The organism is Rhizobiaceae bacterium (assembly GCA_023953835.1).
Taxonomy (GTDB): Bacteria; Pseudomonadota; Alphaproteobacteria; order Rhizobiales; family Rhizobiaceae; genus Mesorhizobium_G.
Genome location: JAMLJB010000001.1, coordinates 1,544,916 through 1,558,982 on the forward strand (window position 1 = coordinate 1,544,916; position 14,067 = coordinate 1,558,982).

Here is a 14,067-nt window from a genome sequence, read left to right on the forward strand (position 1 = left end):
GTATCTACTGGCCGAGTTTCGACCAGATCGAATTGTCTCCGAGGCCCGTGACCATCCGGTCATGGGCCTCTTTCTCTTCCGGACTGAGGCGCGGCGGCAGCGGTATTGGCCGGGCGCGCAGAACGATTTCCGAGCGCGCGCCGTTGGATGAAGAGGAGATTCCGCCGAGCGGCGTTTCGAGCAGCATGGCGGCCTGCTTGCCGCCGATCAGTTCGACATAGACCTCGGCAAGCAGTTCGGAGTCCAGCAGCGCGCCATGCCTTGTGCGGCGGCTGTTGTCGATGCCGTAACGCCGGCAGAGCGCATCGAGCGAATTGGGACCCATCGGATGCTTGCGCCGGGCGAGCACAAGCGTATCCACGACGCGGGCGGGCTCGACCGCCGGGAAGCCGAGACGTTCAAGCTCGGCATTGATGAAATTCATGTCGAAGGTGGCGTTGTGCGCGACGAGCTTCGCGCCGTCGATGAACTCCATGAACCGGTCCGCGATGCCGCCGAAGATCGGCTTTCCGGTAAGCGACTCAAGCGAGATGCCGTGCACGGCGAGTGCTTCCGGGTGGATGTCGCGGCCATCGGGATGAATATATTCGTGGAACATGCGGCCCGTCGGGAAACGGTTGACCAGTTCGATGGCCCCGATCTCGATCACCCGGTCGAGCCGGAAATCGAGTCCCGTTGTTTCAGTGTCGAAGATGATTTCGCGCATGGGCCGCCGCTCTGTTTCACGTGAATCGTAGCCGCTATGCATTTGCGATGGAATCCCCGATCACGAAAATCCGGGGAAAAGAAGCCGACGTAGATCAATCGCCGTTCAGCAAGTCGGAAATGATCGCGGCAACGGCGGCGCGCGCGGCTTCCATGCCCTCCCCCGTGTCGACGATATAGTCCGCCTGCCGTCTCTTTTCGGCATCCGGCATCTGCTTTTGCAGGATCGACTCGAATTTGGCTTCCGTCATGCCCGGGCGTTCGAGCACGCGCTTGCGCTGGATGTCCGGTGACGCCGTGACCACGACGATCCTGTCGACGCGCTCGCGCCCGCCCGTCTCGAACAGAAGCGGAATGTCGAGCACGACGAGCGGCGCACCCGCCTTGCGATGACAGTCGAGGAAGGCATCGGCATCGCCGCGCACCAGTGGATGAACGATGGCTTCCAGCTTCTTCAACGCCGCGGCATCGCCGAGCACCCTTTGCGCCAGCAGCGCACGGTCCACCTCGCCGTCATGCGTGGTGCCCGGAAAAGCCTGCTCGACGAGCGGGGCCGCCTCGCCCCGGTAGAGCCTGTGGACGGCCTCGTCGGAATCATGGACCGGCACGCCCGCTTCGGCGAACATTTTGGCTGTGGTCGATTTTCCCATTCCGATGGAGCCGGTGAGGCCGAGCACGATCATCAATGCGCGTCCATGCTGGCGAGGACATGGCGTCGAAGCTCTTCGGTGACCTTGGGACGCATGCCGAACCAGCGTTCGAAGCCAGGCACAGCCTGATGCAGCAGCATCCCGAGGCCATCGACGGTTTTCAGGCCGCGCTGCCGGGCCGCGGCAAGAAAAGGCGTTTCAAGCGGGACATAAACGATGTCGGTCACCAGCGCGCCCTCCGGCAACAGGCCGGGATCGGCGGGAAGCCCGCCATGGCCCGACATGCCGAGCGACGTCGTGTTGACGAGCAGTCCCGCATCCGCAAGCAGACCCCCAGCAGCGGACAGGTCATGCGCTGACACATCTCCGCCAAAGCTGTCGGCAAGGTCCTGCGCCCGTTCGCGCGTCCGGTTCAGCACGCGCACATCGCGAATATTTCGTCCCAGAAGCGCGTGGACGATCGCTCGCGCCGCGCCGCCGGCTCCAAGCACGACGGCGGTTCGCACCTCGTGCCAGCCCGGAGCACGGTCGTCGAGATTTGCCGCGAAGCCATAGGCGTCCGTATTGCTTCCGCACAGAAGCCCGTCTTCCAGCCAAAGCGTGTTCACCGCACCGATTGCTTCCGCCGCCGCATCCCGGCGCACTGCCAGCCGATAGGCGATCTCCTTGTGCGGGATGGTGACATTGCCGCCGATGAGCCCTCGCTCGGCAAGGCCGGTTGCAAACGCTGTGAACTCTTCCGGCGCGACATCGATCGCATCATAGGTGCCGGCGAGCCCGTACTGGGCCAGCCAGTAGCGATGGATGGCGGGCGAACGGGAATGCCCGATGGGATGGCCGCATACGAATGCGCGGCGGGACGTGTCAGCCATCGATCCAGTCCATCCGGCGAAGTTCGGCGAGTAAAGGCAGGAGCGGCAGGCCGACAATCGTGAAGTAGTCGCCTTCGACCTTCTCGAAAAGCTGTATGCCCTCGCCTTCGATCTGGTAGGCCCCGACGCTGGAAAGCGCCTTGTCCCCGACGCGCGCCAGGTAGCGCCCGACGAAGCCCGGCTCCAATGCGCGCATGGTAAGGGTCGCGACCGATACGTGCCGCCACAACGCCTCGCCGTTTCGCGTCAGCACAAGCGCGCTGTTGAGATTGTGTGTTTTGCCGGACAGGCGTAGGAGCTGCCGCCTTGCCGCTTCCATGTCGGCAGGCTTGTGGAGCACTTCGTCGCCGAGCGAAAGCGTCTGGTCGCAGCCCAGCACGAGTGCGCCCGGCAGGCGGCCGCTCACCTCCTCGGCCTTGGCTTCCGCGAGGATAAGGGCGACATCCTCCGGCGAAACGCCGCTGTCCTTGAGTGGAGCTTCCAGCGCGCGTTCATCGACCCTGGCAGGGACAGCCTCAAAGGGAATGCCGGCATTTTGCAGCAGGGCTTTGCGGAAGGGGCTTGCGGAGGCAAGGATCAGCTTTTCAGTCATCGGCTGTGCCTAGAGCGTTTCATGGTCAGGTTGAAGCATTCTGCCGATGATGGTTTGCGACAAGGCCGAGGGCATTGTCGCAGGTCGGGCTGGTTGCCCGGACAAGACGATGGCCGAAGGATTTGGCCCAAACCAGCCCGGCCCTTCGGGTTTGCGGTTGGCGGGCGCCCGCTTCGTCATGCCGCTCGAACGGGCCACCAGCCCGCACTTCACGGCCTTCCTTGCGGATCGCCTCGCCAACCGACAAACAGAATGCCTCAACCTGACCATGAAACGCTCTAGCGATTCTTCCGCCGCAAGGCAACGATGGCCGCTGCGGTCTCCTCGATGGAGCGCCGGCTGACATCGATCATCGGCCAGCCGTGGCGCGTGCAAAGCTGCCTCGCATAGGTGAGTTCTTCGGATATATGCACCCTGTCCGCATAGGAATTGGGATCGAAGCCCGAGGTGGCCCCAAGGAGCCGGTTCTGCCGCACATGCGATATGCGCTCGGCGGTGGCGACGAGGCCGACGATCAGCGGGTTTTTCGCCTCGAACAAGCTTTGCGGCAGCGGCACGCCCAGCACGATGGGAATGTTCGCGGTCTTGATGCCGCGATTGGCCAGATAGATGCTGGTCGGCGTTTTCGAGGTGCGTGAAATGCCGATCAGCACGATGTCGGCATCGTCCAGATCATGCTGGAGCTGCCCGTCATCATGTTCCATGGTGAAGTTCAGCGCGTCGATGCGCTTGAAATAGTCCGCGTCGAGCACGTGCTGCGCGCCCACCCGCCTGCCCGCCGGTGCGCCGAGAAAGGTCTGGAACACGGTCAGAACGGGTTCCAGCACCGATACGCATGGCAGGCCGAGCGTCGCGCAGCGCTCGTCGATCTGGCGGCTGAGCGACTGGTCCACCACCGTGTAGAGCACGATACCGGGTTCGTCCTCGATATCCTCGAACACCTTCGTCAACTGCTTGTCCGTGCGAATCAGCGGATAGATATGCTCGATGGCGCGCGCTTCCTTATACTGTGCCGAAGCCGCGCGGCCCGCCGCCAGCAGCGTCTCGCCTGTCGCGTCGGAAATCAGGTGGAGATGGAAGAAATTCTGCGATCTGTTCACACGGTTTTTCCCGGCCCTGTGGGCATCTGTGGAAAAGGCTGGAGAAAAACCCTGCCTGCTCCGGGCGGACTGTATCAGATCGCCACTTGTCCACAATTCACACGGATGCGCGGGCGGCTTGACCCCTGTGGAAGATTGCGTGGGAAAGTCTTGCCGCCATCGGAGCACGGATGGCGCGGTCGCGGGATGCACTCCGCAAATCCTTGTCGGCGCTCGCAGTTTCCGGATATCCCCACAGTTAACAAATCCTTAACCGGGGTTCCGCGACACTATGCGATCTGGCGCGGCGGCCGACCATTGTGAATGATGGCCTATTCCCGATTCCAACAGAGTCTAAGAATCAAAAGACTCTTTTCTCTAGAGATTGATTATTTATGACGCCAACCGGCAAGCGACGCGTTGTCGAGGTATTGAAGGGAAGAACAGACGGCCTCCCGCCGCCGATCTGGATGATGCGTCAGGCTGGACGCTACCTGCCTGAATACCGCCAGACGCGCGCTGAAGCAGGGAGCTTTCTCGATCTTTGCTACAATCCCGATTTCGCCGTTGAGGTGACGCTGCAACCGATACGCAGGTTCGGCTTCGACGCATCGATCCTCTTTTCCGACATATTGGTCGTGCCGCACGCGCTGGGTCGCGACCTGCGCTTCGAAGAGGGTCGGGGTCCGTTGATGACGCCTCTGCAGGCGGACGAGGTCGAGGGGATTGAGGGGGACGCGTTTCACGTGAATCTTTCGCCGGTCTACGAGACTGTGCGCAGGTTGCGGGCGGAGCTGCCGGACGAGACGACGCTGATTGGCTTTTGCGGCGCGCCATGGACCGTGGCGACCTATATGATCGCCGGGCACGGAACGAGTGATCAGGCCCCTGCCCGGCTGTTTGCCTATCGCTATCCGGCTGAAATGAAGCGGCTGCTCGACCTGCTGGCGGAAAAGTCGGCGGAATATCTCATCAGGCAGATCGAAGCTGGCGCGGACGTCGTGCAGATCTTCGATTCATGGGCAGGGGTCCTCGATCAGGATCTGTTCGAGCGCTGCTGCGTGGAGCCAGTGGCGAAGATCGTGCGACGCGTTGCGGAAGCCTGTCCCGATGTGCCGGTTATTGCCTTTCCACGCGGTGCGGGCAGCAGGTATTCGAGCTACCGGCAAGTGACGGGAGCTGCTGCGCTGGGACTCGACTGGACGGTCCCGCTTTCTGAGGCGCGGGAATTGCAGAAGGCGGGCGCGGTGCAGGGCAATCTGGACCCGGTGCGGCTGGTGGCGGGCGGCAAGGCGCTGGAGGACGGGGTGCGGGCGATCCTCGAGAATCTTGCGACTGGCCCATTGGTGTTCAACCTCGGCCATGGCATTACACCCGAAACACCGATTCCGCATGTCGAAGCGATGCTCAAGCAGGTGAGGAGCTGGCCACGATGACCGAACAAGGCACGACGTCGCCGCGCATCGCCTATGTCAGGATGGCCGCCGGGATCGGCATTCTGATCGTGCTGACCGCCCTGCTTTTCATTCTGGGCGGTGACGGCTTCTACAACTGGGCAAAGGCGATCCATGTCATCGCGGTGATTTCCTGGATGGCGGGCATGCTCTATCTGCCACGCCTTTTCGTCTATCACGCGGAGGCCGCGAAGGGTTCGCCGCAGTCGGAAACCTTCAAGGTCATGGAGCGGCGGCTCCTGCGCGGCATCATCAATCCGGCGATGGTGGTGTCCTGGGCGTTCGGCCTATGGCTCGCCTGGAAGGGTTTCGGCTTCATGGGCGGCTGGCTGCATGCCAAAATTTTCGCCGTCCTTGTATTGTCGGGCGTGCATGGTTATCTGTCGGTTGCGGTCCGGCGGTTCGCCAATGACGAGAACGTCAGGCCGGCGCGTCACTGGCGCATTGTGAACGAAGTGCCGACCGTACTGATGATCGTCATCGTCGTGCTGGTTGTGGTAAAGCCTTTTTGATTGCAGGGCATTATTAGCCGCCTCTTGCTCTTTCCTTCAGCAAAGCGTAAAAAGCGGTTCTTCCTTCCCGTTCCGCGCGCGTTTCCTTTCCAAGATCGGGCGCTTTCGGCATTCTGAGCATCGCCGACATCTTCCCCCTACATACCCAGAGCCCACCCATGCAGGAAATGAAACTACAGGATTTCAAGAACAAGAAGCCGACCGATCTGATCGCCTTCGCCGAATCGCTCGAGGTCGAGAACGCCAGCGTCATGCGCAAGCAGGAGCTGATGTTCGCGATTCTCAAGAAGCTCGCGGCGCAGGATGTCGAGATTATCGGCGACGGTGTGGTCGAGGTGTTGCAGGACGGCTTCGGCTTCCTCCGCTCGGCCAACGCAAATTACCTTCCCGGCCCGGATGACATCTATATCTCGCCCTCTCAGATTCGCCGGTTTTCACTCAAGACGGGCGACACGGTAGAAGGCCCGATCCGCAGCCCGAAGGAAGGCGAACGCTACTTCGCGCTTCTCAAGGTCAACACCATCAATTTCGATGATCCGGAAAAGATCCGTCACAAGATCCACTTCGACAATCTGACCCCGCTCTATCCGACAGAGCGCCTGAAAATGGAGATGGCGGTCCCGACCGGCAAAGATATTTCGCCGCGCGTGATCGACCTGGTCGCGCCGCTGGGCAAGGGCCAGCGTGCATTGATCGTGGCGCAGCCGCGCACCGGCAAGACCGTGCTGTTGCAGAACATTGCCCACTCGATCACCACCAATCATCCTGAATGCTATCTCATCGTGCTGCTGATCGACGAGCGGCCGGAAGAGGTCACCGACATGCAGCGCTCGGTGAAGGGCGAGGTAATCTCGTCAACTTTCGACGAGCCGGCGGCACGCCATGTGCAGGTCGCCGAAATGGTGATCGAGAAAGCCAAGCGCCTTGTAGAGCATGGCCGTGACGTGGTCATCCTGCTCGATTCGATCACGCGGCTTGGCCGCGCCTACAATACGGTCGTGCCGTCATCCGGCAAGGTTCTGACCGGTGGCGTCGACGCGAATGCGCTGCAGCGACCGAAGCGGTTCTTCGGCGCGGCGCGCAATATCGAGGAAGGCGGGTCGTTGACCATTATCGCGACGGCGCTGATCGATACCGGCAGCCGCATGGATGAAGTCATCTTCGAAGAGTTCAAGGGCACGGGTAATTCGGAAATCGTGCTCGATCGCAAGGTCGCCGACAAGCGCATCTATCCCGCCATGGACATTCTCAAGTCCGGCACGCGGAAGGAGGACCTGCTGGTGCCGAAGCAGGATCTCCAGAAGATTTTCGTTCTGCGCCGCATCCTCGCGCCGATGGGAACCACGGACGCTATCGAGTTCCTGATCGACAAGCTGAAGCAGACCAAGACCAATTCCGATTTCTTCGATTCGATGAACACCTAACCGGCGCGGGCCGTCAGCGCTCGCGCCAGTTCGTTTTCGTCGGTTATGACGGGCAGGCAGGTCTGGTTCGTGCACAGCCACGCGCCGGGCCGCTCGGTCGTTGGATAAACGCCTTCGGTCAGTTCGGGAACGGCTCCGGCCTCGCCCATGCGATGGACGATGTCGACACGGCGCGGATCGGGAATTCGATTCGCTACCGCAACGAGCCTCTCTTTCGCGTCATCCACGAGAACAAGCTTGATCGATTGGCGGGCAATCGCGGATGCGTTGATGATCCCCGCCTGGCCGAATTGCTGGTCGCGGATGCGCGCCTGCGCGTGCCGTGAAATCTCTTGCGCCCGCAGGGCGAGCGCTGCTTCGCCCGTTGCGGACGCCAGCCGCGCAATGGCCTCGATGACCTGGGCGTTGGCGGAAGGCGTAGCGTCGTCCACATCGCCGCGAATACGGATCGGGACGTCCGCACTGTCGGAGGCCGTGAAATAATGGCCGAGGCCAGTATCGTCGCCATGCCATATGTCGAGCAGCTTCAGGAATGAACGCCCATGATCGAGATAGGTGGTTGTGCCTGTCGCTTCGTAAAGAGAGACGGATGCGTTGATCATTGCGGCGTAGTCGCTCGAGAATGCCGGATAGAGCCGCCGGTCGGCCCGGGCGGCGTGCGGCAGCCGTCCCCCCTCGTCCGCGGACATTGTGATTCTCTCGAATGCCACTGCGGCGCATTCGATCCATTTCGGCTGCTGGAGAGATTTTCCAGTCTCGGCCAGCGCCTGGATTGCCATGCCGTTCCAGTCCGTGAGGACCTTGTCGTCGCGCGACGGGCGGGTGCGGCGCTTTTCGCGGTCTGCCAGCAGCAAGGAACGGATAGCTGCATCGGCTTCCGGGCCTCTTTCGGAGGCGATGATCTGGTCCGGGGTCTGGAACAGAACAGGGTCGCCCTCCCATTGGGGCTGTGTGCCCTGGGAATAAAAGGTTGAGAGGTTCGGAAGCTGGTTGCCGAGTGCGTCCCGCAATTGCGCATTTGACCAGGTGTAGAAAACGCCTTCCTCGCCTTCGCTGTCGGCATCAAGGCTGGACGCAAAGCCGGCATCGGTCTGCATCTCGCGCAGGAGCCAATCGACCGTCTGCTCGATTCGCTTCCGAAACAGTTGCTCAGCCGAGTGGGCATAGACCCAGTTGCAGAGGCGCAACAGAAGCGCATTGTCGTAGAGCATTTTTTCGAAATGGGGGATGAGCCATTCGTCATCGGTCGAATAGCGCGCCAGCCCTCCTCCGACATGGTCGTATATTCCTCCTGCGAGCATCTTGCGCAGGCTTATGAGTACCGCCTCACGACAGTCGGTGTCCCCCACATTCAACCATTGCAGCCACAGTGTGGTGAGGAAGGGAGCGTTGGGAAATTTCGGCGCACCTTTCAGGCCGCCGCGCTGCCGGTCGATCATGGGCAGCAGCGCGCCTGCCAGACGTGGCAGGAAGTCATCGTTTGTCGGATCGGAAGCGCTGCGAGCGAGGCGAGAATCGATGTGTGCTGTCAGGGAGCCGGCGCTGCCTTCAATTTCTTCGCGCTTTTCGGCCCATGCATTGCTGATCGCCTGAAGGATCTGGACAAATCCGGCGCGATCATAGCGGGGCAGCTTAGGAAAATAGGTGCCGCCCCAAAACGGTTTGCCATCCGGTGTCAGAAACATGGTTAACGGCCATCCGCCCTGTTCGTTCATGGCAGACAATGCCGCCATGTAGATCTGGTCGATATCCGGGCGCTCTTCACGGTCGACCTTTACGTTTACGTAAAGGCGGTTCATAAGTTTGGCCACCTCTTCGTCCTCGAAAGACTCGTGCGCCATGACATGGCACCAGTGGCACGCTGCATAGCCGATCGAAAGCAGTATCGGGCAATTGCGCTTCCTCGCTTCTTCAAGCGCCGCTGGTCCCCACGGCCGCCAATGGACAGGGTTGGACGCGTGCTGCAAGAGGTATGGGCTCGTCTCGTGCGCGAGGAGATTTTCTGATCGGGGATTGACTGCGATTTGGGACATGGGCCACACCCTATGCCCCAGCACGAGGGCCGGCAATGATCGATACCATATTTGCGCTTTCGAGTGGTCCGACCCCGGCAGGCATAGCCGTGATCCGGCTTTCCGGCCCGGGGACCACCGCGACAGTAAAGGCATTGTTCGGTCGTTTGCCGCAGGAGCGCGTGGCGTCCTATGGATCGTTTTGCGGTGCTGAGGGTGGCAGGATCGATTCTGGCCTCGCGGTCTATTTCCCCGGACCGCAGAGCTTTACGGGTGAGGATGTCGCGGAGTTTCATCTGCATGGCAGCCGTGCGGTGGTGGCGCGAATGCTGGCCGAGCTTGCGAGGCGGCCCGGCCTGCGCTCGGCGGAACAGGGAGAGTTCGCCAGGCGCGCCTTTCTGAATGGTAAGATCGACTTGACGGCGGCGGAAGCGCTGGCGGACTTGATCGAAGCCGATACGGAAGCGCAACGTCGATTTGCTCTGCTGAACAGCGGGGGCGGTCAAAGGAAGCTCTATGAGGATTGGCGATCACAATTGATCGGCGCGAGGGCGTTGCTGGAGGCTGAGCTGGATTTTTCAGATCAGGAAGATGTGCCGGGATCAGTTTCGCATCGGGTTCGTGAAGAACTGGCTGGGTTGGCCCGGTCGATTGAAACGCATCTGGAGGGGTTTGGCCGGGCGGAAATCCTGCGGGACGGTTTTGATGTGGTCATTGTCGGGCCGCCAAACGCGGGTAAGTCGAGCTTGTTGAATGCCCTTGCGCGGAGGGATGTGGCGCTCGTCTCGGATGAACCGGGCACGACGCGGGACCTCATCGAAGTGGCGCTTGATCTCGACGGGATGAAGGTGCGGCTGACGGATACCGCCGGGATACGCGAAGGAGCTGGAAAGGTTGAGGCGCTCGGTATTGAGCGTGCGAGGGCACGCGCGAGGGACGCCGATCTGGTCCTGCAGCTTCATGACCTTTCGTCAGGCACGGCCGTCGAGCGCATTCCCGGTGCGTTGCTCGTAGGATCGAAGCTCGATCTTGGGGTCCCTGTCTTGGGCGCTGATATTTGCATATCGGCGGCGACGGGTGCAGGGCTTTTGGAATTGCTGGATGAGATCGCTGCGCGCGCCCGGGATGCGGTTGGCAACGTGGCGGATATCTTGCCTGCGCGCAGTCGGCACGTGGAGTTGCTTGAACGCTCGCTTTCGTCGATCCGTGAAGCGATGGAGGGCTTCGACGGACAGACGGAGTTGCAGGCCGAGGCGCTGAGAAGAGCGTCGATGGATATTGGGCGGATCACCGGGCAGGTGGATGTTGAGGACATATTGGATGTGATCTTTTCGCGATTCTGCATCGGGAAATGATTCACGTGAAACAGGGACGGGGAGAAATGTGGGGCGTTTCACGTGAAACACTTGACTCCCGGGAACTGTCTGTGTCAGCCGCAAGGCCATGAACGGTTCGAGGACATATGACGTTGTCGTCGTCGGCGGCGGGCATGCAGGCTGTGAGGCCGCAAGTGCTTCCGCGCGGGCCGGTGCGCGCACGGCGCTCCTCACCTTGAAGCGTGATACGATAGGGGTGATGTCGTGCAATCCCGCCATTGGCGGTCTCGGCAAGGGCCATCTGGTGCGCGAGATCGATGCGCTCGATGGTTTGATGGGCCGTATTGCCGATGCGGCCGGAATTCAGTTCCGTATGCTGAACCGCAAGAAAGGCCCGGCGGTGCGCGGCCCCCGAACGCAGGCGGATCGAAAACTCTATCGTTTGGCCATGCAGGCCGCCATTTCCGAGCAGGCGGGGCTTGATGTCATCGAGGCCGAGGCGCTCGACTTCATTGTTACAGATGGAACGATAAACGGAGTCGTGTCGTCCATTGGCGAGATCGCGTGCCGCAGTGTCGTGCTGACTACAGGCACTTTCCTCAGGGGCCTGATTCATATTGGTGATCGGAAGATTCCGGCGGGACGGATGAACGAGCAGCCCTCCATGAGTCTGTCCAAGACGTTCGCTGCGCATAGCTTTGCACTTGGCCGCCTCAAGACCGGTACTCCGCCGCGCCTAGACGGTCGAACCATCGATTGGTCGGGTCTGGACAAGCAGGATGCCGATGCCGATCCCCAGCCCTTTTCTCTGATGACGGATGCGATCACCAATCCGCAGATCGAATGCGGCATAACCCGAACCCAGCCGGAAACACACCGCATCATTCAGGACAATCTGCACCGTTCAGCAATGTATTCCGGTTCGATCGAGGGCGTCGGGCCGCGCTATTGCCCTTCGATCGAGGACAAGATCGTCAAATTCGGTGAGCGCGATGGCCACCAGATCTTCCTTGAACCGGAGGGGCTGGACGACGATACAATCTATCCAAACGGGATTTCGACGTCCCTGCCGGAAGAAGTGCAGCACCTTTTCCTACGGACGATACCCGGTTTGGAGCATGCGGCGGTGCTGCAACCGGGCTATGCAATTGAATATGACCATATCGATCCGCGCGAACTGGACGCTTCGCTGCAAACGCGGCGCATCGACGGCTTATTTCTCGCGGGGCAGATCAATGGGACGACCGGCTATGAGGAGGCCGCAGGGCAAGGCATCGTCGCTGGGCTGAACGCGGCGCGCAAGGCGGGCGGGTCCGAGTTGGTACGGTTCAGTCGTACGGAATCCTATATCGGCGTGATGATTGACGATCTGATCAGCCGGGGCATTTCGGAACCCTATCGGATGTTCACGTCTCGGGCGGAGTTTCGCCTTTCGCTGCGGGCGGACAATGCCGATGAGCGCCTGACGCCGAAGGCGATGGAATGGGGGATTGCTTCGACTGAGCGGGTGCATCGGTTTGTGCGCCAGCAGGAGGCGGTCTCTGCAGCGCGATCCTATCTGAAAAATGTATTTCTAACGCCGAATGATGCGCGGGGCCATGGAATCGCAGTCAATATGGATGGCGTCAAGCGCAGCGGGTTCCAGCTTCTGTCCTATCCGGACGTTTCAGAGGACCAACTGGCTGCAATCTGGCCGGAATTGGCGAGTTTTGATGCGAAGGCCGTCGAGGCGGTCAAGACTGAGGCAAGATACGCCGTCTATCTGGAGCGTCAGGCGTCAGATGTCGTGGAGCTTCGCAAGGAAGAGCGGTTGAGCATACCGGCTGACCTGAACTACAGTGAAATGCCGGGCCTTTCCAAGGAATTGCAGCAGAAGCTCCAGCAGCGAAAGCCGTCGAGCATCGGTGAGGCGTCAAGGATCGAGGGGATGACCCCGGCGGCGCTGGCGATATTGCTCGTGCGTATCCGGCAGGCGGAAAGGGCTGCCGTTCGGGGTGCTGCGTGAGCGACGACCAATACGCGGAGCTACGAGAGATCGCCGGCAACGTTTCACGTGAAACATTCGATTCACTGGTGGATCTCGACCGGCTTCTCCACAAATGGAGTGCACGCATCAATCTTGTCGCGCCTTCTACCGTCGAACAGTCCTGGCGGCGGCATATTCTCGATTCCGCACAGCTTTGGCCGCATCTTGGCGACGCAACCGAAATTGCCGATCTGGGCTCGGGCGGTGGCTTTCCGGGTCTTGTGCTCGGTATTTTGCTGCGCTCGCGCCCGTCCGGCAGGATTAGGCTCGTTGAAAGCAATCGTAAAAAAGCGTCGTTTCTTCAAACAGCTAGCGGGGCCCTGCATATTCCGGCCATCGTGAGTGCGGATCGGATCGAACGTGTCGTCGCGGAGAATGCTGCGCCGCCAGTGATAACAGCACGCGCGCTTGCCCCGCTCAGCGATCTTTTCGGGCTGACAGAGGGTTGGCTTGCGGCCGGTACACGCGGCCTGTTCCACAAAGGCCGGGATTATGAGCGGGAAGTTGAAGAAAGCACTGACAAGTGGCGATTCGATTTGATAAGACATCCAAGTCGAATTGACGCGGAAAGTGTCATTCTCGAGGTTTCCAACGTGGCGCGCATCGATGCCGGGTGACGAAAATGACTGGCGGACCTAGGATCATTACGGTTGCAAACCAGAAAGGCGGCGTCGGGAAGACCACGACGGCGATCAATCTGGCTACTGCGCTTGCTGCGATAGGCGAAAAGGTCCTGATCGTCGATATCGACCCGCAGGGCAATGCAAGCACCGGCCTTGGAATCGATCGGCGGGACCGCGAGCGCTCTTCCTATGACGTTTTGACCGGAGAATCGACGCTTCAGGATGCTGTTGTCGAGACGGCAGTGCCCGGTCTCTGGATCGTGCCATCGACACTGGACCTGTTAGGGCTCGAAATGGAGATTTCGGCGGCGCCCGACCGAGTCTTGCGCCTGCGCAACGCCCTGCGTGGCTCCGAGCCGATGAATTACACCTATGTGCTGATCGATTGCCCGCCTTCGCTCAATCTCCTGACGCTCAACTCGATGGCAGCGGCGGATTCGGTTTTGGTTCCGCTCCAATGCGAGTTCTTTGCGCTCGAAGGGCTCAGCCAGCTGCTCCAGACAGTCGAGCAGGTGCGTGGCTCCATCAACCCCGCGCTGACCATACAGGGCATCGTCATGACCATGTTTGACGGACGAAATAACCTTGCGAATCAAGTAGTTGAGGATGTTCGGGCGAATATGGGGGAGACCGTCTACCAGACGGTGATTCCGCGCAATGTGCGTGTTTCGGAGGCCCCTTCGCATGGCAAGCCTGCGATTTTGTACGATTTGAAGTCAACGGGCAGCCAGGCCTACCTGCAACTCGCATCCGAAGTCATTCGCCGGGAGCGGCGATTGAAGGCGGCCTAACGACAGGACCA

Annotated in this window: 13 protein-coding genes; 7 read left to right on the forward strand and 6 right to left on the reverse strand. The window is 60.8% G+C overall.

Annotated elements, in window-relative coordinates:
- Positions 1-4: 4 nt before the first annotated feature.
- From dnaQ to M9924_07220, 5 genes are all read right to left on the reverse strand, one after another.
- On the reverse strand, positions 5-706 hold the full coding sequence (dnaQ, locus tag M9924_07200) for a DNA polymerase III subunit epsilon (protein MCO5064190.1): 702 nt from the start codon (positions 704-706) through the stop codon (positions 5-7).
- Positions 707-800: 94 nt separating this feature from the next.
- On the reverse strand, positions 801-1,388 hold the full coding sequence (gene coaE, locus M9924_07205; GenBank protein MCO5064191.1) for a dephospho-CoA kinase: 588 nt from the start codon (positions 1,386-1,388) through the stop codon (positions 801-803).
- Complete coding sequence (locus tag M9924_07210; GenBank protein ID MCO5064192.1) at positions 1,388-2,227, reverse strand: shikimate dehydrogenase; 840 nt, start codon at positions 2,225-2,227, stop codon at positions 1,388-1,390. The genes coaE and M9924_07210 overlap by 1 nt, the downstream gene beginning before the upstream one ends.
- Entirely contained in the window at positions 2,220-2,819 is a 600-nt protein-coding gene (locus M9924_07215; protein ID MCO5064193.1) for a Maf-like protein, read from the reverse strand. The genes M9924_07210 and M9924_07215 overlap by 8 nt, the downstream gene beginning before the upstream one ends.
- 278 nt (positions 2,820-3,097) lie before the next feature.
- Positions 3,098-3,919, reverse strand: a complete 822-nt coding sequence (locus M9924_07220; protein ID MCO5064194.1) for a kinase/pyrophosphorylase — start codon at positions 3,917-3,919, stop codon at positions 3,098-3,100.
- 374 nt (positions 3,920-4,293) lie between these two features.
- Between M9924_07220 and hemE the strand changes: the two genes are divergently transcribed.
- From hemE to rho, 3 genes are all read left to right on the forward strand, one after another.
- Entirely contained in the window at positions 4,294-5,334 is a 1,041-nt protein-coding gene (hemE, locus tag M9924_07225; GenBank protein ID MCO5064195.1) for a uroporphyrinogen decarboxylase, read from the forward strand.
- Positions 5,331-5,864 (forward strand): protoporphyrinogen oxidase HemJ, encoded by a 534-nt coding sequence (gene hemJ / locus M9924_07230; GenBank protein MCO5064196.1) that lies wholly within the window; start codon positions 5,331-5,333, stop codon positions 5,862-5,864. Before hemE ends, hemJ begins: the two co-directional genes overlap by 4 nt.
- A gap of 158 nt (positions 5,865-6,022) precedes the next feature.
- Complete coding sequence (gene rho, locus M9924_07235; protein MCO5064197.1) at positions 6,023-7,288, forward strand: transcription termination factor Rho; 1,266 nt, start codon at positions 6,023-6,025, stop codon at positions 7,286-7,288.
- Here rho and M9924_07240 read toward each other — a convergent pair.
- On the reverse strand, positions 7,285-9,321 hold the full coding sequence (locus M9924_07240; GenBank protein ID MCO5064198.1) for a thioredoxin domain-containing protein: 2,037 nt from the start codon (positions 9,319-9,321) through the stop codon (positions 7,285-7,287). The genes rho and M9924_07240 overlap by 4 nt on opposite strands.
- A 35-nt stretch (positions 9,322-9,356) precedes the next feature.
- Here M9924_07240 and mnmE point away from each other — a divergent pair, with 35 nt between their 5' ends.
- From mnmE to M9924_07260, 4 genes are all read left to right on the forward strand, one after another.
- Positions 9,357-10,655, forward strand: coding sequence for a tRNA uridine-5-carboxymethylaminomethyl(34) synthesis GTPase MnmE (gene mnmE / locus M9924_07245; GenBank protein ID MCO5064199.1), 1,299 nt, complete (start codon positions 9,357-9,359; stop codon positions 10,653-10,655).
- 88 nt (positions 10,656-10,743) lie between these two features.
- Positions 10,744-12,621, forward strand: coding sequence for a tRNA uridine-5-carboxymethylaminomethyl(34) synthesis enzyme MnmG (gene mnmG / locus M9924_07250; protein ID MCO5064200.1), 1,878 nt, complete (start codon positions 10,744-10,746; stop codon positions 12,619-12,621).
- A complete protein-coding gene (gene rsmG / locus M9924_07255; protein MCO5064201.1) occupies positions 12,618-13,259 on the forward strand; it encodes a 16S rRNA (guanine(527)-N(7))-methyltransferase RsmG in 642 nt (213 codons plus the stop codon). The genes mnmG and rsmG overlap by 4 nt, the downstream gene beginning before the upstream one ends.
- A gap of 5 nt (positions 13,260-13,264) precedes the next feature.
- Positions 13,265-14,056, forward strand: coding sequence for a ParA family protein (locus tag M9924_07260; GenBank protein MCO5064202.1), 792 nt, complete (start codon positions 13,265-13,267; stop codon positions 14,054-14,056).
- Positions 14,057-14,067: the final 11 nt, after the last annotated feature.